Origin of the sequence: Lonsdalea quercina subsp. quercina, assembly GCF_000688655.1 — a bacterium.
GTDB lineage: Bacteria > Pseudomonadota > Gammaproteobacteria > Enterobacterales > Enterobacteriaceae > Lonsdalea > Lonsdalea quercina.
Genome location: NZ_JIBO01000008.1, coordinates 227,051 through 249,409, shown reverse-complemented (window position 1 = coordinate 249,409; position 22,359 = coordinate 227,051). Strand labels below are relative to the sequence as shown.

The following is a 22,359-nucleotide window of genomic DNA, read 5'->3' as shown; positions in this document are numbered from 1 at the left end:
TTTTATGTGGTATTTTGCCTGGATACTCGGAACGCTTCTTGCCTGCTCGCTGGGCGTGATTACCGCGTTGGCGATTGAGCATGTTGAAGATGCCAAAGCGGGAAAAGACGACGCGTGATGAGTCAACTTATTCATCGTCTTTACTGCATCATGGACAAGGGCCCGTTACGGGCCCTTTCCCTGATCATGGCCCTGCTGCTGGCGGGGTGCGTTTTTTGGGACCCGTCACGTTTTGCGGCGAAAACCAGCACATTGGCCGTCTGGCAGGCTTTCGTCCTGATGTGGGCGGTTTGCGCGGGGGTGATTCATGGGACGGGATTTAGGCCGCAGCGCTTGCGCTGGAAAGCCTTCTTCTCACCCTTGCCCGCGGCCATCATTTTGGCCGCCGGTTTGTACTATTTTTTCCAATAATCTTCGCGCTCTATCCCTTGTCATGTGGGCCGTTTCCGGCTCACATTTATTTACCAGCCTGTACATTCTTCCCATTCCAAACCACAATTCTCTTGCGTATAGTAGCCTAAGTTTTATCGCATCAATTGCTGGGATATAAAGTGAGTAATCAAGTGTTCCGCTGGCCAGTTCGCATCTATTATGAAGATACTGATGCTGGTGGCGTGGTTTATTACGCACGCTATGCTGCGTTTTATGAAAGAGCTCGCACGGAAATGCTGCGTGAGCACGGTGTTCATCAACAACAGCTAATGGAGCAGAGGCTCGCCTTTGTCGTACGTAAGATGACAGTGGAGTACTTCTCTCCGGCGCGCCTTGATGATTTGCTGGAAGTGCAAAGCGAGATCGTTTCGCTTCGACGGGCGTCCATGACGTTTGTACAGCGCATTCTCAATCCCCAGGGCGAAGTGATGAGCCAGGCCGAATTTTTGATCGCATGCATCGACCCACACCAAATGAAGCCGATTGCGCTTCCTAAGTCTTTTGTCGCGGAGTTTAAGCAGTGACTGACATGAATATTCTTGATTTGTTTCTGAAGGCCAGCCTTCTTGTGAAGCTAATCATGCTAGTTTTAATCGGTTTTTCCATTGCGTCCTGGGCAATCATTATACAGCGTACCCGTATCCTTAACGCGGCGACCCGTGATGCTGAAGCGTTTGAAGATAAATTCTGGTCGGGTATCGAACTCTCCCGTCTGTACCAAGAAAGCCAGACGCGACGTGAAACCCTATCTGGGACCGAGCAGATCTTCTATGCCGGTTTTAAAGAATTCGCCCGACTGCACCGCGCCAATCATCATGCGCCCGAAGCGGCGGTTGAAGGCTCCTCGCGGGCAATGCGTATTTCGATGAATCGCGAACTTGAAACGCTGGAAACTCATATTCCTTTTCTTGGAACCGTTGGTTCTATCAGTCCTTACATCGGCCTGTTCGGCACGGTATGGGGGATCATGCACGCCTTCATCGCGTTAGGCGCCGTCAAGCAGGCGACTTTGCAGATGGTCGCTCCGGGTATCGCGGAAGCGCTGATTGCCACGGCGATCGGTCTGTTCGCCGCGATTCCTGCCGTCATGGCCTACAACCGCCTGAACCAGCGCGTCAACAGATTGGAACAGAACTACGATAACTTCACGGAAGAATTTGTTGCCATCCTGCATCGCCAGGCATTCTCCAGCGATAGCAACCGTTAATCAGGAGGGAGCATGGCACGTGTACGTCGAGGTCGTCGGGAACTGAAGTCCGAGATCAATATTGTCCCCTTGCTGGATGTGCTGTTGGTGCTGCTGCTGATTTTCATGGCGACGGCGCCGATTATCACGCAAAGCGTCGAGGTCGATCTGCCGGATGCCACGGATTCCAAAACCGTTTCCAGCGATGATAATCCGCCTGTGATTGTCGAGGTTTCCGGTATCGGCCGCTATAGCCTGGTGGTCGATCATAATCGTATGGAACAATTGCCGGCAGAGCAGGTGGTAGCCGAAGCCCAATCTCGTCTCGGCGCCAATCCGAAAACGGTATTCCTGATCGGGGGTGCCAAAGAGGTGCCTTACGACGAAATCATCAAAGCGCTTAATTTACTCCACCAGGCCGGCGTGAAATCCGTGGGTCTGATGACGCAACCGATTTGAGCCGGTAAACAGAGTATGAGTGATCTATTTGGCCACACTGTATTTGGGAATGACTTGTGCTAAAGGGAAACGGACAAAACGATAAGCTAAAACGGGCTTTGATTATCTCAGCCGTTTTGCACGTCATTTTGATTGCGCTGCTAATTGTCAGCTCTTTGCACCAGTCAATGGACGCCAGCAATGGCGGCGGAGGCGGGTCTGCTATCGATGCCGTGATGGTCGATCCCGGCGCTGTTGCCGAACAATACAGTCGTCAGCAGCAGCAACAGCGCGACGCGCAGCGAGCAGCGCAGCTGCGTCAGAAGCAAGCCGACCAGCAGGCGAAGGAGCTACAGGAAAAGCAGGCGGCGGAACAGCAACGCTTGAAAGAGCTGGAAAAAGAGCGTTTGCAGGCCCAAGAAGAAGCAAAAAATCAGGCGCGGGCGCAAGAACAACAGCGTAAGCAAGCCGAAGAAGCGGCGCAGCAGGCTAAAGAACAGCAGAAACAGGCTGAGGCCGCGGCGGCGAAAGCAAAGGCTGACGCCGAGCAACAGGCCAAAGCGGCCGCCGCTAAAAAACAGGCGGAAGAGGAAGCCAAAAAACAGGCTGCCGTAGACGCGAAGAAAAAGGCTGAACAGGAAGCAAAGGCCAAAGCGGAAGAAGTGGCTAAAGAGAAAGCTGAGGCGGACGCCAAGGCAAAAGCCGAAGCTAATGCCAAGAAAGCGGAAGCTGCGGCAGCTAAAAAAGCCGCTGACGACAAGAAAAAGGCCGCAGCGGCTGAAGCCGCCAAACAGGACAGCGAAGTAGACGATCTACTCGGCGGACTGTCGTCGGATAAAAATGCCCCCAAATCAGGTTCTACTGCGAGCAGCGGCGGCGCGGCCGGCGTAGGTAAAAATACGAAGAGCGGAGCGTCGGGGGCTGCATTAGATAGCTATGGCAGTCAGATCAGAACCGCGATTCAAAGTAAGTTTTACGACTGGGAATCCTATAAAGGCCGGACGTGTACGCTACGCGTCAAGCTAGCGCCGGACGGTCTGCTGATCGATGTCACTACAGAAGGTGGCGATCCTGCTCTGTGTCAGGCTGCTATCGCTGCAGCCAAGCAGGCCAGAATTCCTAAGCCGCCGAGCAGTGAGGTCTATGAAGCATTCAAGAACGCCCCGATAGACTTTAAGCCGCAGTAAAGCAGCCTGAAGCTCCGCGAGGGATTTAAGATTAAGCCTATGGTCGACAGACTTGGTCATCGTGTTTTGTTGACGTTGGTTTTGTTCACATTCTGCTAATTTATCGCAGGTTAAGCACCTGGATAAGGGAGATGAAATGAAGCAGGCATTTAAAGTTGCATTAGGTTTTTTGATGCTATGGGCGGCAGTCCTCCACGCGGAAGTACGCATTGAAATCACCCAAGGGGTTGATTCCGCTCGCCCGATCGGCGTTGTTCCGTTCAAATGGGTGGGGCCTGGCGCCGCACCTGAAGACATCGGGGGTATCGTTGGCGCGGATTTGCGCAACAGCGGTAAGTTCAACCCTATTGATCCTTCTCGAATGCCGCAGCAACCGGGCAGCGTGGCGGAAGTGACGCCTGCGGCTTGGACGGCGTTGGGCATTGATGCCGTCGTCATCGGGCAGGTTCAGCCCAGCGCCGATGGTTATGTGATTTCTTATCAACTGGTCGACACCTCGGGCAGCGCAGGCAGCGTGTTGGCGCAGAATCAGTTTAAGGTCACCAAACAGTGGCTGCGCTACGCGGCGCATACCGCCAGCGATGAAGTTTTTGAAAAACTGACCGGGATTAAAGGCGCATTCCGTACGCGAATCGCCTATGTGGTTCAAACCAACGGTGGCCAATATCCTTATGAACTGCGCGTGGCAGATTATGACGGCTACAATCAGCTCCCCGTGCATCGTTCCCCGCAGCCGTTGATGTCACCCGCATGGTCTGCCGACGGCAGCAAACTGGCGTACGTGACCTTCGAAAGCGGCCGTTCCGCGCTGGTAGTGCAGACATTGGCCAACGGTGCGATCAAACAGGTTGCCTCGTTCCCACGTCATAACGGCGCACCGTCCTTCTCTCCGGACGGCAGCAAACTGGCTTTCGCGCTGTCCAAGAGCGGCAGCCTGAATCTTTACGTGATGAATCTGGCTTCTGGACAGATGACTCAGATAACCGATGGACGCAGCAACAACACGGAGCCGACCTGGTTCCCGGATAGTCAGACACTCGCTTATACTTCCGATCAGGCGGGACGTCCGCAGGTGTACAAAATTAATGTCAACGGCGGTGCGCCTCAGCGCCTGACCTGGGAAGGTGCCCAGAATCAGGACGCGGATGTCAGCAGCGACGGTAAATTTCTGGTGATGGTTAGCTCTAATAGCGGAGTGCAGCATATCGCCAAACAAGATCTGGTAACGGGTGCCGTTCAAGTATTGACGGACACGTTCCTGGACGAAACGCCTAGCGTTGCGCCTAACGGCACCATGGTAATCTACAGTTCCAAACAGGGGATGGGATCCGTGCTGCAGCTGGTTTCGACTGATGGTCGTTTCAAAGCGCGTCTTCCGGCAACTGATGGTCAGGTAAAATTCCCTGCCTGGTCGCCGTATCTCTAAATGCAAATATCTATGATAACCTTTTGAAAGGACATAAAAATGCAATTCAATAAAGTGCTGAAAGGCCTGATGTTGGCTCTGCCGGTGCTGGCTGTTGCCGCGTGTAGCTCTAACAAGCATGCTAACAACGACCAATCTTCTGAGAATGGCGTCGGCGTTGGCAGCGGTATGGAAAACGGCGGCAACATGTCTTCCTCTGAGCAGGCGCGCCTGCAGATGCAGGAACTACAGCGCAACAACATCGTCTACTTTGATCTCGATAAGTATGACATCCGTTCGGATTTTGCTCAGATGCTGGATTCTCATGCCGCATTCCTGCGTAGCAACCCGTCTTACAAAGTGACCATTGAAGGTCATGCGGATGAACGCGGTACGCCGGAGTACAACATCGCTTTGGGCGAGCGTCGTGCGAATTCCGTGCAGATGTACCTGCAGGGCAAAGGGGTTTCCTCTGACCAGATCTCTATCGTTTCTTACGGTAAAGAAAAACCCGCGGTTCTGGGTCATGACGAAGCTGCTTACGCTAAAAACCGTCGCGCCGTTCTGGTCTACTAAGAGTCTTGCATGAACAGTAACTTCAGACCTTACCTTCTCAGTCTGTCGTTACTGGTTGGCGTAGCGGCCCCCTGGGTCGCTACCGCCCAAGCGCCAATCAGTAATGCCGGCTCAGGCTCGGTAGAAGATCGAGTCACTCAACTGGAGCGAATCTCAAACGCTCACAGTCAGCTTTTAACCCAACTTCAGCAGCAGCTCTCCGACAACCAGCGCGATATCGACAGCCTGCGTGGTCAGATTCAGGAAAGTCAGTATCAGCTTAACCAAGTTGTAGAGCGTCAGAAACAGATCTACCAGCAAATAGACAGCCTGAGCTCTCAGGGCGCTCGAACGCCTGCTCCTGCGGCCTCAGACGCTAACACACCCCCTGCGGCGAGTAACGCTGCTCCGAACGCGCCAGCCAGCACAGGAGACGCGAACAGCGATTACAATGCCGCCGTGGCGCTAGTGCTTGAAAAAAAGCAGTATGATCAGGCTATTGTTGCACTACAAAACTTCGTCAAAAAATATCCTGATTCCACTTATCAGCCCAACGCCAACTATTGGTTGGGGCAGTTGAACTACAACAAGGGTAAGAAAGACGATGCGGCTTACTATTTCGCCAATGTCGTAAAAAATTACCCTAAATCTCCCAAAGCGTCCGAAGCCTTGTACAAGGTTGGGGTCATCATGCAGGAGAAAGGCCAGACTGATAAAGCCCAGGCGGTATATCGTCAGGTGGTCAAGATGTACCCAAATACCGAAAGCGCTAAACTGGCGCAAAAATCTTTGTCTCACTCTTAATTGCCACGATAAGGCACAAAATTCGCTCGAAATGAGCGGCTTTTGTGCCTATTTGTTTGAGTTGTAAGCAGTTAAACGTTTTTTTTATAAAATAGGTTGCGTGGAAAAATTATCACAGTAATATATGCCGCCGTTGCCAAGGCGATAGTGAATCGCTGAAGTGATGTGGAAATTGGGTCGTTAGCTCAGTTGGTAGAGCAGTTGACTTTTAATCAATTGGTCGCAGGTTCGAATCCTGCACGACCCACCATTTTCCAGTGCTACATCTTGAAGTATTCCGCAGTGCGGGTCGTTAGCTCAGTTGGTAGAGCAGTTGACTTTTAATCAATTGGTCGCAGGTTCGAATCCTGCACGACCCACCATCCCAAGTTTGTTTTCCGAATTCCAATCTACATGCCAAAATTACTTATCGCACGCGTCGTGCGGGTGAGAAGCTGCGTACAGGTTCGAGCCAACAAAATTTAATGCTTTCCCGTACATATTCATCACAAGCGTCTATTGCATTCTTAACCCGCCCTTCTATTTTCTTTGTTCATCTATCGCCCGCCCGAGCGACTGCAGTCCGTCTATCCTTATGAATTACGCTATTGATTTTAATAAATTGAACCTTTATGCGATATATAACGTATAAAAGCGGAATTAAATGGTAAGAAGGGATTGTTTTGTTTAGTATTTGAAACATTGTCTAGCTATAAAGTCAGACGCCATGACGATAACGTATTTTCGGGGCAGACGAGGTGAAGATGGATTTTTTCAGTACGAGCAATATTTTGGTTCATATTCCGTTGGGGGCGAACGGTTACGATCTCTCATGGGTTGAAGGCCTGGGAACCTTATTCGGCTTACTGTGTATCTGGTTAGCCAGCCTGGAGAAGACGAGCAATTATTTTTTCGGACTGATCAACGTCACGTTGTTTGCACTAATTTTCTTCCAGATCCAGCTCTACGCCAGCCTGCTGCTGCAAATCTTTTTCTTCGGTGCGAATCTCTATGGTTGGTATGCCTGGAGCCGGAAGACCAGCGCCGACCAATCCGAGTTGCGTATACGCTGGCTGTCTCTGCCGCAGGCATTGGGGTGGGGGGCTGCCTGCGTCATTGCTATTGGCCTGATGACGGTTTATATCGACGCGCTCTTCGCACTATTGACTGATATCGCTGTGATGCTGATGAAAGGCATTGGAATTAGCGTCGAGCGACCTCAGCTACAGCCTGACGCATTTCCTTTCTGGGATTCCACCATGACCGTGCTGTCCATTGTGGCGATGATCCTGATGACGCGTAAATACGTTGAAAACTGGCTGGTCTGGGTGGTCATCGATGTCATCAGCGTGGTGATTTTTGCCTACCAGGGCGTCTATGCGATGTCGCTGCAATACGCCATCCTAACGTTGATAGCCCTCAACGGTTCCTGGCTGTGGATTAAGGGCGCGCGTGAAAACCAGTCACGCCCTTTGGCCCGAGCCAGCTAACCGCGACTGAGCACCATTAATGGTGGTGATGGTGATGGTGATGGTGTTCGCCGGCCACCTGCTGAATATGGCAGTGGCCGTGATCGCAGTGGCGGTATTCCATTTGGATGGTCACATGATCGATCTGATAGCGTTGCAGCAGATAGTCCTGAATTTGCTGTAGCAATGCATCGTGATCGTCAGAGGGCGTCACCTGCGCATGCAGCGTCAGCAGCGGTTTTTCTCCAACCTGCCATAAGTGGACGTGATGCACGTTCTGCACCGCCGGGATATCGGCACTCAGACTCTGTCTTAACGCGTCGACGTCAATTTGGGCAGGCGAACCTTCCAGCAACTCGTGAAGACTTTCTTTCAGCAGCGCCCAGGCGCTGCGCAATATCAGCATTGACACCACCAAAGACAAAATGGGGTCAATTGGCGTCCAACCGGTCATCATGATAATCAGCGCTGCGGCAATCGCTCCGACCGACCCCAACATATCACCCAATACATGGAGAGCCGCCGCGCGGACGTTCATGTTTTTTTCGTCGCTGCCGCGATGTAGCAGCCAGAATGAAAGCAGATTAACCATGAGGCCGCCGACTGCGATGATGAGCATCGGGATTCCCGCGATCGGCTGGGGATGGCTGAAGCGCTGAAAAGCCTCCCAGCAGATCCATAAGGTGATGATGAACAACGCGATGGCATTGATGAAAGCCGCGAGCGTAGTTAATCGCAGAAAGCCGAAGGTATGGTTGGACGTGGGACGACCTGCGGCAAAGCGTACGGCCAGCAAGGCGACCAGCAGCGCGGCGGTATCCGTCAGCATGTGCCCAGCGTCAGCCAGCAGCGCCAGAGAGCCTGACAGCAGCCCACCGACCGTTTCCACAACCATGAAAAGGGCGGTGAGCGTAAACGCCGCTAGCAGTCGTTGACTATTGTTTTGTTCGTTGGGGCGGGATTGGGTCATCGAATGAGTTCCTGTTTGCAGATCTGTTTCAACTGTATGTCAAACGGGACAAAAAACCTACAGTAGCGTCGCTGAAGGGAATGCATTGCTGAAAATACCGTGGGTGCCGTCGTACTCCTCGGACTGAGGGGAAATTATTCAGGGATTTTAGTCCTTAGCTTGTTTTATAATGCGCCATCCGCGGGGTTTCCTGCTTTTATTTGTGGCTGACTGAGTTGTGGGCATGAACCACAGGCCAAGCCTACCGTTCAGGAATTATTGGGATTGCTATGAGTTATCAAAACGACGATTTAAGAATTAAAGAAATCAAAGAGTTGTTGCCACCTGTCGCGTTGCTGGAGAAATTTCCCGCGACGGAGAATGCCGCTAAAACGGTGTCTCAGGCCCGCTCAGCCATTCATAAAATCCTGCACGGCGGCGACGACCGTCTGCTGGTGATTATTGGCCCTTGCTCCATTCATGATGTTAAAGCCGCCAAAGAGTACGCCGCCAGGTTGCAGGAGCTGCGTCAGGAACTGCACGGCGAGCTGGAAGTCGTCATGAGAGTCTACTTCGAGAAACCGCGCACGACGGTGGGCTGGAAAGGGCTTATCAACGACCCGTACATGGATCATAGCTTCCAGATCAACGACGGTCTGCGCATCGCCCGCAAACTACTGCTGGACATCAACGACACCGGCCTGCCGGCGGCGGGTGAGTTCCTCGATATGATCACGCCGCAGTACCTTGCCGATCTGATGAGCTGGGGCGCGATTGGCGCGCGTACCACCGAGTCTCAGGTGCACCGTGAGCTATCTTCCGGTCTGTCTTGCCCGGTTGGATTCAAAAACGGCACCGACGGCACGATCAAGGTCGCCATCGATGCGATCAACGCCGCGCAGGCGCCGCACTGCTTCCTGTCAGTGACCAAGTGGGGTCACTCCGCGATCGTGAATACCAGCGGCAACAACGATTGCCACATTATTCTGCGCGGCGGTAAAGAGCCTAACTACAGCGCGAAGCACGTGCAGGAAGTGAAAGTCGGTTTGGAAAAAGCCGGGCTGACGCCGCAGGTAATGATCGACTTTAGCCACGCGAACAGCAGCAAACAGTTTAAGAAGCAGATGGAAGTCGGCGCCGACGTTTGTTCGCAGATCGCCGGTGGAGAAAAAGCCATTATGGGTGTGATGATTGAAAGTCATCTCGTGGAAGGCAATCAAAACCCGGATAGCGGCGAGTCACTGGTCTACGGTAAAAGCATCACCGACGGCTGCATTGGNTGGGATGATACCGCGACGTTGCTGCGTCAGTTAGCTGACGCCGTACGTCATCGCCGCGGTTAGTCGTCTGTTGGATGGTAAATCACCGCCTCAACGGCGGTGGTTTTACGTTGGTCGTTGGTAGAGGGTCGTGAGGATGTGTGTGGTTATTGTCGCCCTCACGCTAAGGCGGCATGATTATAGTCCTGCTGACCCTAAACCCTTCAGATAACCGTCCGATGGTGCCTTCAGCGGCTTAGACAGCATCTGCAATATCGCTTCCTGTCGAACAATTAATCCCTATCTTGGATCCCTCCCGTAGGAAACGATGTAAGACAGGCAATAAAAAACCCGGCCTGAGCCGGGTTTTTTTATGGAGTGAAAACGAATTACTTCGCTTTACCCTGATTAGCTACTGCTGCAGCTTTCGCGGCGATTTCATCCGCGTTGCCCAGGTAGTAACGTTTAGTCGGTTTGAAGTTTTCGTCGAATTCGTAAACCAGCGGAACCGCTGTCGGGATGTTCAGTTCCAGAATTTCGTCTTCGCTCAAGTCGTCCAGGTATTTGACCAGCGCACGCAGGGAGTTACCGTGGGCCGCAATAACAATGCGCTCACCGGTTTTCAGACGTGGCAGAATGGTTTCGTTCCAGAACGGTACAACGCGATCAATGGTCAGCGCCAGGCTTTCGGTCAGCGGCAGCTCTTCGTCGGTCAGAGATGCATAACGTGCATCGTGGCCCGGGAAACGCTCGTCTTCACGAGTCAGTTCCGGCGGAGTTACGGCAAAGCCGCGACGCCACAGTTTGACCTGATCGTCGCCGTATTTTTCAGCTGTTTCGGCTTTGTTCAGTCCTTGCAAAGCACCGTAATGGCGTTCGTTCAGTTTCCAGCTTTTTTCTACTGGCAGCCAGGCCTGATCCAGTTCGTCCAGCACGTTCCACAGTGTGTGGATGGCACGTTTCAGCACGGAGGTGTAAGCGAAATCGAAAGAAAAACCTTCTTCTTTCAGTAATTTACCAGCCTGTTTGGCTTCGTTGACGCCTTTTTCAGACAGCTCAACGTCCATCCAGCCGGTGAAGCGGTTTTCTTTGTTCCACTGGCTTTCGCCGTGTCGTACCAGTACCAGCTTAGTTACAGCCATAGCTTAACTCCTTCAGATCCTAAGATTTCTGTAATGACTGCCCCCATTATAGGGTTGGAGAACAGTCATCGGCAATCGCTTGTCGTCTCACTGTCAGTTTATTGCGCGCAATTACGGCATAAAACCGTCAGCTTGATCGGTTCAGCCTGTCATTTTCCCCCAAATGCCTGCGTGTCAGGGGACCGATGACCACAAAAGTGGCCAGCGAGCGGGATAAAACCGACGATTCATATAGTATCTTTTGGCGACTCTACGAGCCACCTGTCGTCGGTCAGGGCTGCGCATAGTGTACCCATAATTTGCCGATGATTTTTGATCTGACCTAAGGTCGCGAACTTTAGTCCAACATCGTCTGTCGAGACGCTAGACCACGTTCGGCGCATCCTCGAAGAAAAACCGATAGGCGGTAAGCGACAGATAAGTTTCTCCCGGATTGAGCCAACAGTCTGGCTGCGGCCATTCGGGATGGTGAGGGCTATCGGGCAAAAATTCGCTTTCGAGCGCGATGCCGGCGTAGTTGGGGTAGGTGCCCCCATTGCGGTCCGGCGTGCCTTCAAGCGCATTGCCTGTGTAAACCTGCAACGCAGGCGCACTGGTGCTGACGTCCAGCCGAACCCGCTTGTCGCTGGACCACAATACGGCGGCAGGATGGGGAGAAGGCGCATCCTGCCGCAGCGAAAAGGCATGATCATAGCCGCCGACAGCGCGTTGGTCGTCGTCAGTCAAAAAATCCTGTAGCAGCGTTTTCGGCAGACGGAAATCCATGCTGCTGTCGGCCACCGGTTTGAGCTTGCCAAAAGGAATGCCTTCCGCGTCGGTGGGCAAAAAATGGTCGGCGAACAGCTGGAGCTGATGCCGGCGCACATCCTCAAACGTTCCGTCGAGGTTGAAATAGGCGTGATTGGTCAGACAGACCGGACAGGCCCGATCGACCTCCGCACGATAGGCGATCGTCAGCCGATTGTCGTCGGTGAGATGATAATGCGCCTCTACCGTAAGATGACCGGGAAAACCCTGGTCGCCCGCCGGAGAGTGCAGTTGATAGGTAATGGCATTCTCGCTGTGTTGAACGATTCGCCAACGACGCGCACTAAACCCGACAGGGCCGCCATGCAACTGATGTTTTCCGCTGTTGGCCGCCAGTGGAATATGGTGTCCCTCGTTGTCCAAGGCCGCATTAGCAATTCTGTTGGCGTAGCGGCCGACGGATGCGCCCATGTAGGCGCTCTGATGAGGGTAATGTTCGGGCGCGCAGCCGAGCAGAACTTCACGCGTCTCATCCGGTGACAGCGGCAGAAGGCAGGACGTCCACGTCGCGCCCCAGTCCATCACGGTGACGCACATACCGGAGGCGTTCCGCAGCAGATTCAGTTGAAAAGGCTGACCATCCGGGGCCAGCGTAGAGGAAGCTTCACTATGCATTGCACTCTCCACTTCGCGACTGGCAGCGCATCCCGCTGAGTGTTGCGGCGCGGAGAGACGCCACTGCCGCCGTCGAAATTAGTCAGGGAACCCCGTGGGATGAGAGGACTGCCAGCGCCAGACGTCGGCGGCCATTTCATCCAGAGTCCGTGCCACGCGCCAGTTGAGGTCGCGGGCCGCTTTTTCCGCATCCGCCCAGTAGGCGGGTAAATCGCCTTCGCGTCGCGGCGCGAAGTGATAGGGGATGGGTTTGCCGCAGGCTTTGCTGAATGATTCGACGACCTGCAGCACGCTATAACCCACGCCCGCCCCTAGATTATAGATGTGAACGCCGGGCTGGCGATGCAGCGTATTCATGGCGGCGATATGACCGTCCGCCAAATCGACGACGTGAATATAGTCCCGTACGCCAGTGCCGTCGGCGGTGGGGTAGTCGTTGCCGAATATCGCGAGAGAATCGCGGCGGCCGACGGCGACCTGCGCAATATAAGGCATCAGATTATTGGGGATCCCCTGAGGATCTTCTCCCATTTCGCCCGACGGATGCGCGCCGACCGGATTGAAATAGCGCAGTAGGACGATGCTCCACTCCGGCTCGGCGCGTTGCAGATCCTGCAAGATTTGCTCCNCCATCAGTTTGCTGCGTCCGTAAGGACTCGCAGGCATTCCCGTGAGAAAACTTTCCTGATAAGGAATTTGAGGCTGATCGCCGTAAACGGTGGCTGAAGAGCTGAAGATCAGCGTCTTAACGTTGGCTTTTTTCATTGCTTCGACCAGCGTCAACGTCCCGTAGACATTGTTATCGTAGTAGTCGATCGGCTTTTGTACCGACTCGCCCACCGCTTTGAGACCGGCGAAGTGGATCACGGCATCTATCGTGTGCTCAGAGAAAATTTCATCCAGCAGCTGTCGGTCGCGAATATCGCCCTGATAAAAGATGGGAACCTGTTCGCTGAGTCGCGCAATGGTGGGGATGACGCTCGCTTTGCTGTTGCAAAGATTATCGAGAATGATGGGCTGATGTCCTGAGGCGATCAACTGCACGCAGGTATGGCTTCCTATGTAACCGCTCCCACCTGTAACCAGTACCTTCATAATGACCTCTAATCAAAAAATAGGGGAAAGAGGGAGCACGCAAAGCCCGACGCAAAATCGATTGAAAAAGGGGGAACAATGAGCTTTGTTGAGCCTGATGCTCTCATCATGAAGACAGTGTACAAACTTCCGTGAAACAATTAAGTCTTTTACCTACAGAATAAGCTGAAAAGTAAAAACGTGAAATCGCTATCACGCCGATGAACTGACCGAGGGAACGCAATGCGGAGCAACCCGACGTCAGCGTCGGGTCACCGGGAGACGATTCAGCACGTTTCTTGCTGATAGCGGTAGGTGGAGCCTTCCGGCACAAATCGCAGGCGATGCGTAATGCAGCGCGGGGCATCTTCCGCATGATGTGAGACGAAAAGCAACTGCGTGTCGCCTTCTCCGATCAGGCGGTCCAGCCAGCTGCGAATCAGCTGACGATTGATCGGGTCCAGGCCCTGTAAAGGCTCGTCGAGGATAAGCAAAGCGGGGTGTTTTACCAGCGCGCGGACGATCAGAACCAACCGCTGCTGTCCCCACGACAACGATTGGAAGGGCGCATCCGCCGCCGCGTCCGGCAGTCCCAGCAATGATAGCCACTCCGCCGTCAGTTGGTTTTGCCGGTCGGAAGCCGTCTGATAAACGCCGATGGAGTCGAAAAAGCCGGAAAGAATGACGTGGCGTACGCTGATGCTGACGCGGTAGTCCATGTGCAGGCTACTGCTGACATAGCCGATATGCCGTTTGATGTCCCAGATGGTTTCACCGCTGCCCCGGCGGCGGCCGAACAGCGTCAGATCGTTGCTGTAGCCCTGTGGGTGGTCGCCGGTGATGAGACTCAGCAACGTCGATTTTCCGGCTCCGTTAGGCCCGAGAATCTGCCAGTGCTGACCCGGCATGACGGTCCAGCTAAGATCGTCCAATATCCGGCGATCGTCATAGCTCACAACGCCGTGATTGAGCCTGATCAAGGGCTGTGCGGACAGGGTTGCGGTCCCTTGCGGTCGCGGCGAATCCGTCTCCGGCAACTGGACATCATGGCGTTTCTCGCTGTGAGCCAGCAGCGCGACCAGCTCATCCGCCATTATCTGTTCGCGTTTGCCGTGTCGGGTGAGCGAACAGCCCGCCAGCACGCCGACTTGTTCAACAAACGCGGGAATATCCTCGAAGCGGTTGATGACGAGCACCAGCGTGTAGCCCTGCGTTATCAGTTGCGCTAGCTGGTCGCTCAACTGTTGACGGGATCCCACATCCAGTCCATCGAAAGGTTCGTCCAGAATCAGCAGGTCAGGCTGCGGCATCAGCGCCTGACACAGCATAGCTTTACGCGTTTCCCCCGTGGACAGATGCTTGAAACGCCGCTGCAACAGGTGGGCGATGCCAAACTGTTCGGCCAGTGATGAACAGCGCGCGTCGTCGCAGACGGCGTCCTGAATCACTTCTGCGGTGGTACGGCCGGCATCATTTTCGCCTTCGCTCAGCATATCGGTATTGTTACGCTGCCATTCCAAGCTTACCAACTGTTGTAACTGCTCGAACGACAGTCGCGCGATACGCTGAAAGTCGCACTGACGCTGGCCTTCCAACAGCGGCAACTCGCCGGACAGCGCTTTCGCCAGCACCGATTTGCCGCTGCCGTTGGCGCCGACGAACGCCCAGCTCTCTTGCTGGCGGAGGGTGATTTCTTCCAGCCAGAATGTGTGGGTGTCGCTGAGGCGATAGCGGGCCTGATGCAGTTGCAAAAATGACATAGTGGTTTCCTTCGTGAGTATTCCTGCGCGTTCTTCATGCCGGCGCGCGAGCTCTCGGCGCATTTGCCGCTCAGCACAGCGTGGCGATAATCACCTGTTCGGCGCTGAAACTGGCGTTGACGAATTGGTCGAGCTGAAGCGCATATCGTGCCACGGCGGCGTTAGAGAGCGTTGCGCACAGCACTTCTCCCCCGGTCAGCGTCACCAGAATTTCGCTATGGTCGTGACCGGCTTGCAAATGGGTGATTTGGCCCGGCAGCACGTTATCGACGTCTGGCGATACCTGAGCTTGCGGAGTGACACTGACCCAGGGCGCTTTAATCAGCGCCAGCACCTCTTTGCCCTGCGTTAATTGCAAACGCTCGGCGCTTTGGGCGGTGACGGCGGCCAGTATTTGAGTCTTGCCGTCGGCCAATAAAATCTTCAGATATTGCTGCACCGGCTGTTCCGCCCGGCTGATCAGCGTGCCGAACAGCTGGTTGCGCGCGCTGGTTTGCAGCGAGAAGCGAGCGATGGCGGCCAACAGACTGTCGAGCGGCAGGGTGTCCCGCTGTAAGACATCAAAGGCTTTCTGCTGTACCTGCGCCAAAAGGTCATACAGCTGGATTAAGCGTTCCCCGTAGCTCGTGACCGCTGCGCCGCCGCCGCCTTTGCCGCCGGTCACCCGGTCAACCAGGGTTTGGTCGGCCAGCTGATTCATTTCGTTGATAGCGTCCCAGGCGCTTTTATAACTGATGCCGGCTAACTTGGCTCCCTGACTGATGGAACCGGTCAGCCTGATCTGTTTAAGCAGCGCAATGCGGCGAGGGTCGGCAAACAGACGCTGTTGCAGTTTCAGGGTAAGAAGAATTTCTGCTTGCATGGCAATAGGTTCCATTGAGGGAATCGGGTCAGCGAAAGGCATTGTCACCATTTTTTCTGCGGTGGGCAAATCGCACGAAAGGCCGCATTAATTCATACTTTTCGGGTAGACTGTTTACAAGCGCGGGCTAGCGTTGACGTTAGCCTGATGAATCTGGATCGCTGTCTTGCCATGACAGCCATTGCCTTCAAGTGAGGTCGACATGTTGGAGTTGCTGAGTAGTCTGCTGTTTGCAGTATGTATGGTGCCGGTGATGATGGCCTTGATTCTGGGATGCATTTACGGTCTGGGCGAAGTGTTCAACGTGTTCTCCGCCCTCGGTCATCATGAATCCAAATCTTCACATAAAACGTCCTGATCTCCGTTCTTTGAAAATCCGGCGCTCGCCGGATTTCTCCCCGTCATTATTCACCAGTTCAGCTTCCACAAAGCGAATGCCATTTTATCACTACCGTTATATTATCCCCTACACAACGAAAAAATAACGGGGAACATCGTCATGCAATATTCATGGAAAAAATGGTTGTCCATATTCACATTGAGTCTGGGAATGATCGCCACGGCCTCTGCGGCGACCGACAAGGTGACGGTGTTCGCTGCTGCGTCGCTGACTAATGCGTTGCAGGATATTGCCGAGCGTTATCAGCACGAAAAACAGGTTTCGGTCGTGGCGTCGTATGCCTCTTCGTCAACGCTAGCGCGGCAAATAGAGCAGGGCGCCCCCGCCGATATCTTCATTTCCGCCGACCAACAGTGGATGGACTACGTTCAGGACAAACAGCTGATCGATAACGGTAGCCGTTATACGTTGCTGGGTAATGAACTGGTGGTGATCGCACCCAAAAGCGCCGACGTGAAAACGTTCGCCATCAATGCCTCCACCGACTGGACGAGTCTGCTTAAAGGCGGTCGTCTGGCCGTCGGCGATCCTGACCATGTTCCCGCTGGCATCTATGCTAAAGAGGCGCTGCAAAACCTCAAAGCCTGGGACACCTTATCGCCGTTGATGGCCCGTGCGAGCGATGTGCGCGGCGCGTTAGCGCTGGTCGAGCGTGAAGAGGCCCCGTTGGGGATTGTCTATGGCTCAGATGCGGTAGCCAGCACCAAAGTGAAGGTAGTGGGGACTTTCCCGGCCAGCAGCCATAAACCGGTGGAATATCCGGTCGCTATCGTTAAAAGTCACGATACGGCGGCGGTGAAAGCCTTTTCCGACTACCTGAAAACCCCGCAGTCCGCCGACATCTTCAAACGCTACGGCTTCACTCCTCGCTAATGTGGCTCAGCGACTATGAATGGCAGGCGATTCAGTTAAGTCTCAAGGTTTCGCTGTTAGCCGTGAGCTGTAGCCTGCCGTTGGGGATACTGATGGCCTGGATACTGGTGCGCTGCCGGTTCCCCGGCAAGTCACTGCTGGATAGTCTCATTCACCTGCCTTTAGTTTTGCCGCCGGTGGTGATCGGTTATCTGCTGCTGGTGGGGATGGGACGCAAAGGCGTGATCGGCGCCTGGCTCTATGAATGGTTCGGCGTCAGTTTCAGCTTCAGCTGGCGTGGTGCGGCGCTGGCCTCCGCCGTGGTGGCGTTTCCGCTGCTGGTGCGGGCAATTCGCCTGTCGCTTGAAATGGTGGATCCGCGTCTTGAACTGGCTGCCCGCACGCTGGGCGCGCAGCCGTGGCGCGTCTTTTTCACCGTCACGCTGCCCTTAACGTTGCCCGGCATTATTGTCGGTACGGTGCTGGCATTTGCACGCTCTTTGGGGGAGTTCGGCGCGACGATTACGTTTGTGTCCAACATCCCCGGTGAAACCCGCACGATCCCGCTCGCAATGTATACGCTGATCCAGACGCCCGGCGCGGAGATGCAGGCCGCCAGGCTGTGCCTCATCGCCATTGTGCTGTCGTTGTTGGCGCTGTTGCTGTCGGAATGGCTGACCGGCTGGAGCCGGCGGCGGCTGGGGGGATAATGCTGCAACTGGATTTTTCTCAACGGTTAGGCGACCTGTCGCTCAGCGTCACATCGACCCTGCCCGCCAGCGGCATTTCCGCCATATTCGGCGTATCCGGCGCAGGAAAAACGTCGTTGATTAACGCTATTGCCGGGCTGACCCGGCCCGATCGCGGGCATATTCAGCTCAATGATCGTGTACTGACGGATAGTGAACGTGGCATCTTTCTGCCGCCCGAGCAGCGCCGTATCGGCTACGTTTTTCAGGATGCGCGACTTTTTCCCCATTACCGGGTCGCTGGCAATTTGCGCTACGGCATGGCGCCCGCTATGCGCGGGCAGTTTGACGATATCGTGCAGCTGCTGGGGATTGAACATTTGCTGAAACGGCATCCTTCGACCCTGTCGGGGGGAGAAAAGCAGCGGGTGAGCATCGGTCGGGCGTTGCTGACGGCGCCGGATCTGCTGCTGATGGACGAGCCGCTGGCGTCGTTGGATGCGCCGCGCAAGCGGGAACTGTTGCCTTATCTCGAGCGGTTGGGGAAAGAGGTTAAAACCCCCATCCTGTACGTCAGCCATAGTCTGGAAGAAATCTGGCGTCTGGCCGACCGCGTCGTGGTGTTGGATCAGGGCAAAGTTAAAACGCAAGGCGAGCTGGAGACGGTATGGGCCAGCAGCGCGTTGCGGCCGTGGCTGCCGAGGGAAGAGCAAAGCACAATCCTTAAGACCATCGTATTGCAACACCATCCACGTTATCCGATGACCGCGCTCTCACTGGGCGACCAGCATTTGTGGGTGCAGAAAATTGATGCGCCGCTGAACAGCGCCCAACGCATCCGCATTAACGCGGCGGATGTCTCGCTGGCGATGGAACGGCCCACGGCAACCAGTATTCGCAACGTGCTGTCGGCACGGGTGGCGGAGTGTCTGGAGGTTGGCGATCAGGTCGAGGTCAAACTGCTGGTCGGTGGTCAGGTCCTTTGGGCGAAAATTACCCCTTGGGCCAGAGATGAGTTGGGGTTACGCCCGGATCAACGGCTGTTTGCTCAGATAAAAAGCGTTTCAATCACGCCGTGATCCGTGTTCTGCGACAGGCTGCCGGTATGGCAGCCTGCGCGCCGCGGGATCAGAGAATACGTTTCCTAATCAGTTCCGCAATGCCCGGCTCTTCGTTGTGACCGATCACGACATCCGCGCTGGCTTTAACCGCATCGGCGCTGTTGCCCATCGCGACGCCCAGACCGACCGTAGAGAGCATGCTGATGTCATTGAAGTTGTCGCCGAAAGCGACGATATCCTGCATCTGCAACCCTTGATCCTCCACCCAGCGACGCAGTAGCTTGCCTTTGCTGTTGCCGGACTGAGCCACGTCGACCTGATCTTTCCACGACCATTCACAGGTGACGCCAAGCTCTTCCTCCACCTGTTGCGCGAAACCATTCAGATGGGCGTTGTCCGGGTGGTGAGTGGCGAATTTCCAGATCTGCTGCGCGCGTGCGGTTTCCTCCTCCAGATTATCCACGTGACGGAAGTTCGGACGCAGGTCTGCCGGTAGCGTGTCCGACCAGGCCAGCGCACGGACGACGTGACCGGTCGGTTTTTCATAAAGCATCTGGTCGTCGGCGTACATCAAACCGTGGATGTCGAACTGTTGCAGTTTTTTCAGCACGCCTTTGGCCTGTTCCGGCGTCAGCGGATGTCCTTCCGAGGCACTCTTTGTCTGATAATGATACAGATAAGAGCCATTACAGCAGATAGCAGGTGTATCTAGCTCCAGCGCCTGATAAAAAGGGCGGATGGCCGAGTGATGTCGACCGGAAACGATCAGTACCTTGATCCCGGCCTGCCGGGCCAGGGCCAGCGCTTCCATCGAAGCGGGCAGAATGGTTTTCTTTGCAGTGAGTAAGGTGCCATCCAGATCGAGGGCGATTGCGCGATAGGACATCGTGATTTCTCTCGGTTGTAGGTAAACTTTTTTCAGATGGTACACCGTAAGCCGGGGGCGCTGTAGGACCAATTTCTTTCCATTCGGTCTGTCAGCCACTTCGTACAGAGCGTGAGCGATGTCACAACCGCGCCCGATTCAAGGTGAGGAGCGATAGGCCGTTCCGGTCTACTATTGATGTCTGAGTGTTGAGAAGCGCAATCCGCGTTTAAAGGAGAGTCTAATGCAGCAAGTGGTTTATACCGCCAGTCCCGAAAGCCAGCACATTCACGTGTGGCGGCTGAATAGCGAAGGCGCGTTGACGTTGTTACAAGTCGTTGAAGCGCCTGGACAGGTACAGCCGATGGTGGTGGCGCCCGATAAACGGCACCTTTACGTCGGCGTGCGTCCGTCGTTCCGTGTAATTAGCTACCGTATTGCACCGGATGGAACGTTAACGGAGGCGGGGGCGGCTGCGCTGCCCGGCAGCCCGACACACCTGTCTACCGACCACAAAGGCCGCTTTCTGTTCTGTGCCTCATACAGCAATGCTTGCGTCAGCGTCAGCCCGATCGGCGACGACGGCGTGGCGGGGGAGTTTATCCAGCAGTTGGATGGCCTGGAAGGCTGCCACTCCACCAATATCGACCCGGATAACCAGGTGCTGTGGGCGCCGTGTCTGAAAGAAGATCGCATTCGGCTGTACGACCTGTCGTCAGAAGGAAAACTCACCGAGCATCAGCCCGCGGATCTGCCCGCTGCGGCGGGTGCTGGCCCGCGCCACATGGTGTTCCACCCCAACCAGCGTTTCACCTACTGCGTCAACGAACTGGACAGCTCGGTCGATGTTTTCGCACTCAAGGATGCTCATGGCAACATCGCCCGCGTGCAGACGCTGGATGTGATGCCGGAGGATTTCACCGGAACGCGTTGGGCGGCGGATATCCATATCACCCCGAACGGCCGCTTCCTGTACACCACCGATCGCACCGCCAGCGTAGTCAGCATCCTCGGGGTATCGGACGATGGCGGTCATCTGAGGCTCCTCGGTCATCAGCAGACGGAGATCCAACCGCGTGGATTCAATATCGATAACAGCGGTCAGTTCCTGATTGTGGCGGGGCAGAAGTCGCACTATATCGAGGTCTATCAGATCAATCCTGACGGCGGACATCTGCAACCGCTATCGCGCTACGCGGTAGGACAAGGACCGATGTGGGTGACGATTCTGGCGCTGGATTAAGTCTGAATTTTTCAAACCTGAAGACATGAAAGAAAACCCGGTTCGGGTGCCTTCCGCNCCGGGTTGATGCACTATCCGCGATATTCGATGATAGACAGCCCAGCGTTATAGTCAGTGCTGTACACCATCCCCTCAGCATCCACAAATACGTCGCAAGACTGGATGACGCGCGGGCGTCCGGGACGCCGGTCCATCATTCGTTCTGGCGCGGCGGGCACCAGCGCGCCAGTCTCTTTGGGGCGATAGGGGTTGCTGATGTCGTAAACGCGCACGCCCGCGTTCTGATAGGTCGCGAAGATCAGCGTTGAGCTGATGAAGCTGCCCGGCCGGTTCTCGTGCAAATTATGTGGCCCAAAATGCGCGCCTTTCTTCACATAATCCACTTCGTTCGGCTGGGGGAAGGTCGCGATGCTGACCGGGTTGGTCGGTTCGCGAATATCAAACACCCAGATCAGTTTTTCCCCGTCTTCCTGATTGTCCAGCACCGCCTCGTCCAGCACGACCAACAAATCGCGATCTGGTAACGGCAACGCAGTGTGCGTGCCGCCGCCGAATGGCGGGCTCCAGTTCCGGTGGCTGATCAGCTGCGGCTGCGTGCGGTCGCTGACATCCAGCAACGTCAGTCCGCCGTCGCGCCAGCTGGCGTAGGCCGTATCGCCGCTGACGATAGCGTGGTGCAGCGCGTAGCGTTTCCCTTCCGGCCAGTCAGGCGTTTCGCCGCCGGCGGTGTGCATCCCCGGCAGCCAGTAACGTCCTGCGACTTCCGGCTTACGCGGATTGGCCAGATCGATGGTCAGAAAAATGTAGTCGCTGTAGCCTTCCAGCAGAGCGGACACGTAGGCCCAACGTCCGCCAACGTACCAGATGCGGTGGATGCCGATGCCGTTCAGCGGTAGGAAGCCGATCTCTTGCGGTTTGTCCGGACAGGAGATATCAAAGATCCGCAGACCGGCGCTCCAGGTATTGCCTTGTTGCCGTGTATCCACGGTTTCGGCGACGGAGCGGGTGTAATACACCTTTTCCTCGGCGAAGTTCGCATCGGCGAACAGATCGCGGGCGTTGACGACCAATAACAGGTCGTCGTGTGTTTGCAGATGGATATTCCAGGTGCCGGGAGGGGCGGGGAGAAAGCGCACCGTTTTGGGGTTGATGGGGTCGCGAACATCAACGATGGAAACGCCCTGCGACACCATATGGCCGATATACGCGTAGCCCCGATGAACCATCACCTGTACGCCATCAGAGCGTCCGCCCTGATCGCTGTGGCCGATGAGCCGCATATTGCGGCTGTAATCAGGGGTGGGCAAAGGTGCTGATGCCATAACT

24 protein-coding genes and 2 tRNA genes are annotated in these 22,359 nt (G+C 55.1%); 18 read left to right on the top strand and 8 right to left on the bottom strand.

What is annotated here, in order from left to right; translation table 11 throughout:
* Positions 1 to 4: 4 nt before the first annotated feature.
* From cydX to pnuC, 12 genes are all read left to right on the top strand, one after another.
* Positions 5 to 118: a cytochrome bd-I oxidase subunit CydX gene (gene cydX / locus RZ35_RS17350; RefSeq protein ID WP_071999786.1), complete on the top strand. Its 114-nt coding sequence runs from the start codon at positions 5 to 7 to the stop codon at positions 116 to 118.
* Positions 118 to 411 carry a cyd operon protein YbgE gene (ybgE, locus tag RZ35_RS10025; RefSeq protein WP_026743181.1) on the top strand — a complete coding sequence of 98 codons (294 nt, stop codon included), beginning with the start codon at positions 118 to 120 and terminating at the stop codon, positions 409 to 411. The genes cydX and ybgE overlap by 1 nt, the downstream gene beginning before the upstream one ends.
* A gap of 140 nt (positions 412 to 551) precedes the next feature.
* Positions 552 to 956, top strand: coding sequence for a tol-pal system-associated acyl-CoA thioesterase (ybgC, locus tag RZ35_RS10020; protein ID WP_026738984.1), 405 nt, complete (start codon positions 552 to 554; stop codon positions 954 to 956).
* On the top strand, positions 953 to 1,639 hold the full coding sequence (gene tolQ / locus RZ35_RS10015) for a Tol-Pal system protein TolQ (RefSeq protein ID WP_026743180.1): 687 nt from the start codon (positions 953 to 955) through the stop codon (positions 1,637 to 1,639). Before ybgC ends, tolQ begins: the two co-directional genes overlap by 4 nt.
* Before the next feature lie 12 nt (positions 1,640 to 1,651).
* Positions 1,652 to 2,077, top strand: coding sequence for a colicin uptake protein TolR (gene tolR / locus RZ35_RS10010; RefSeq protein WP_026743179.1), 426 nt, complete (start codon positions 1,652 to 1,654; stop codon positions 2,075 to 2,077).
* Between the two features lie 56 nt (positions 2,078 to 2,133).
* Positions 2,134 to 3,243 carry a cell envelope integrity protein TolA gene (gene tolA / locus RZ35_RS10005; protein WP_026743178.1) on the top strand — a complete coding sequence of 370 codons (1,110 nt, stop codon included), beginning with the start codon at positions 2,134 to 2,136 and terminating at the stop codon, positions 3,241 to 3,243.
* Between the two features lie 136 nt (positions 3,244 to 3,379).
* Positions 3,380 to 4,669: a Tol-Pal system beta propeller repeat protein TolB gene (tolB, locus tag RZ35_RS10000; protein WP_026743177.1), complete on the top strand. Its 1,290-nt coding sequence runs from the start codon at positions 3,380 to 3,382 to the stop codon at positions 4,667 to 4,669.
* A gap of 39 nt (positions 4,670 to 4,708) precedes the next feature.
* Positions 4,709 to 5,224: a peptidoglycan-associated lipoprotein Pal gene (gene pal, locus RZ35_RS09995; protein ID WP_026738989.1), complete on the top strand. Its 516-nt coding sequence runs from the start codon at positions 4,709 to 4,711 to the stop codon at positions 5,222 to 5,224.
* 9 nt (positions 5,225 to 5,233) lie between these two features.
* Positions 5,234 to 6,007 (top strand): cell division protein CpoB, encoded by a 774-nt coding sequence (gene cpoB / locus RZ35_RS09990; RefSeq protein ID WP_026743176.1) that lies wholly within the window; start codon positions 5,234 to 5,236, stop codon positions 6,005 to 6,007.
* A gap of 174 nt (positions 6,008 to 6,181) precedes the next feature.
* A tRNA-Lys gene (locus RZ35_RS09985) sits at positions 6,182 to 6,257 on the top strand.
* Between the two features lie 36 nt (positions 6,258 to 6,293).
* A tRNA-Lys gene (locus RZ35_RS09980) sits at positions 6,294 to 6,369 on the top strand.
* A gap of 381 nt (positions 6,370 to 6,750) precedes the next feature.
* Positions 6,751 to 7,476: a nicotinamide riboside transporter PnuC gene (pnuC, locus tag RZ35_RS09975; RefSeq protein ID WP_026743175.1), complete on the top strand. Its 726-nt coding sequence runs from the start codon at positions 6,751 to 6,753 to the stop codon at positions 7,474 to 7,476.
* Positions 7,477 to 7,492: 16 nt separating this feature from the next.
* Here pnuC and zitB read toward each other — a convergent pair whose 3' ends face one another.
* Positions 7,493 to 8,425: a CDF family zinc transporter ZitB gene (gene zitB, locus RZ35_RS09970; RefSeq protein WP_026743174.1), complete on the bottom strand. Its 933-nt coding sequence runs from the start codon at positions 8,423 to 8,425 to the stop codon at positions 7,493 to 7,495.
* 269 nt (positions 8,426 to 8,694) lie between these two features.
* Between zitB and aroG the strand changes: the two genes are divergently transcribed.
* Positions 8,695 to 9,747: a 3-deoxy-7-phosphoheptulonate synthase AroG gene (gene aroG / locus RZ35_RS09965; protein WP_026743173.1), complete on the top strand. Its 1,053-nt coding sequence runs from the start codon at positions 8,695 to 8,697 to the stop codon at positions 9,745 to 9,747.
* A 305-nt stretch (positions 9,748 to 10,052) separates the two neighbouring features.
* On the opposite strand, the gene gpmA is transcribed toward aroG, so the two are convergent.
* From gpmA to modE, 5 genes are all read right to left on the bottom strand, one after another.
* Entirely contained in the window at positions 10,053 to 10,805 is a 753-nt protein-coding gene (gene gpmA / locus RZ35_RS09960) for a 2,3-diphosphoglycerate-dependent phosphoglycerate mutase (RefSeq protein ID WP_026743172.1), read from the bottom strand.
* Between the two features lie 363 nt (positions 10,806 to 11,168).
* Positions 11,169 to 12,227: a galactose-1-epimerase gene (gene galM, locus RZ35_RS09955; RefSeq protein WP_026743171.1), complete on the bottom strand. Its 1,059-nt coding sequence runs from the start codon at positions 12,225 to 12,227 to the stop codon at positions 11,169 to 11,171.
* Positions 12,228 to 12,305: 78 nt separating this feature from the next.
* Positions 12,306 to 13,322 carry a UDP-glucose 4-epimerase GalE gene (gene galE / locus RZ35_RS09950; RefSeq protein WP_026743170.1) on the bottom strand — a complete coding sequence of 339 codons (1,017 nt, stop codon included), beginning with the start codon at positions 13,320 to 13,322 and terminating at the stop codon, positions 12,306 to 12,308.
* Positions 13,323 to 13,588: 266 nt separating this feature from the next.
* The gene (gene modF, locus RZ35_RS09945; RefSeq protein ID WP_026743169.1) at positions 13,589 to 15,061 is read right to left on the bottom strand and encodes a molybdate ABC transporter ATP-binding protein ModF; all 1,473 of its coding nucleotides are present in this window, start codon (positions 15,059 to 15,061) and stop codon (positions 13,589 to 13,591) included.
* Between the two features lie 70 nt (positions 15,062 to 15,131).
* Positions 15,132 to 15,923 carry a molybdenum-dependent transcriptional regulator gene (gene modE, locus RZ35_RS09940; RefSeq protein WP_026743168.1) on the bottom strand — a complete coding sequence of 264 codons (792 nt, stop codon included), beginning with the start codon at positions 15,921 to 15,923 and terminating at the stop codon, positions 15,132 to 15,134.
* 202 nt (positions 15,924 to 16,125) lie between these two features.
* Here modE and RZ35_RS17345 point away from each other — a divergent pair, with 202 nt between their 5' ends.
* The 4 genes from RZ35_RS17345 (at position 16,126) to modC (ending at position 18,943) form a co-directional block, all read left to right on the top strand.
* The gene (locus tag RZ35_RS17345) at positions 16,126 to 16,281 is read left to right on the top strand and encodes an AcrZ family multidrug efflux pump-associated protein (protein ID WP_036153105.1); all 156 of its coding nucleotides are present in this window, start codon (positions 16,126 to 16,128) and stop codon (positions 16,279 to 16,281) included.
* A 141-nt stretch (positions 16,282 to 16,422) separates the two neighbouring features.
* Positions 16,423 to 17,196 (top strand): molybdate ABC transporter substrate-binding protein, encoded by a 774-nt coding sequence (gene modA, locus RZ35_RS09930; RefSeq protein WP_026743167.1) that lies wholly within the window; start codon positions 16,423 to 16,425, stop codon positions 17,194 to 17,196.
* Positions 17,196 to 17,885 carry a molybdate ABC transporter permease subunit gene (gene modB / locus RZ35_RS09925; RefSeq protein WP_026743166.1) on the top strand — a complete coding sequence of 230 codons (690 nt, stop codon included), beginning with the start codon at positions 17,196 to 17,198 and terminating at the stop codon, positions 17,883 to 17,885. The genes modA and modB overlap by 1 nt, the downstream gene beginning before the upstream one ends.
* A complete protein-coding gene (gene modC / locus RZ35_RS09920; RefSeq protein WP_026743165.1) occupies positions 17,885 to 18,943 on the top strand; it encodes a molybdenum ABC transporter ATP-binding protein ModC in 1,059 nt (352 codons plus the stop codon). The genes modB and modC overlap by 1 nt, the downstream gene beginning before the upstream one ends.
* A gap of 49 nt (positions 18,944 to 18,992) precedes the next feature.
* On the opposite strand, the gene RZ35_RS09915 is transcribed toward modC, so the two are convergent.
* Complete coding sequence (locus RZ35_RS09915; protein ID WP_026743164.1) at positions 18,993 to 19,811, bottom strand: pyridoxal phosphatase; 819 nt, start codon at positions 19,809 to 19,811, stop codon at positions 18,993 to 18,995.
* Positions 19,812 to 20,034: 223 nt separating this feature from the next.
* Here RZ35_RS09915 and pgl point away from each other — a divergent pair, with 223 nt between their 5' ends.
* Positions 20,035 to 21,033 carry a 6-phosphogluconolactonase gene (gene pgl, locus RZ35_RS09910; RefSeq protein WP_026743163.1) on the top strand — a complete coding sequence of 333 codons (999 nt, stop codon included), beginning with the start codon at positions 20,035 to 20,037 and terminating at the stop codon, positions 21,031 to 21,033.
* A 71-nt stretch (positions 21,034 to 21,104) separates the two neighbouring features.
* Here pgl and RZ35_RS09905 read toward each other — a convergent pair whose 3' ends face one another.
* A complete protein-coding gene (locus RZ35_RS09905; RefSeq protein WP_026743162.1) occupies positions 21,105 to 22,355 on the bottom strand; it encodes an LVIVD repeat-containing protein in 1,251 nt (416 codons plus the stop codon).
* Between the last annotated feature and the right edge of the window lie 4 nt (positions 22,356 to 22,359).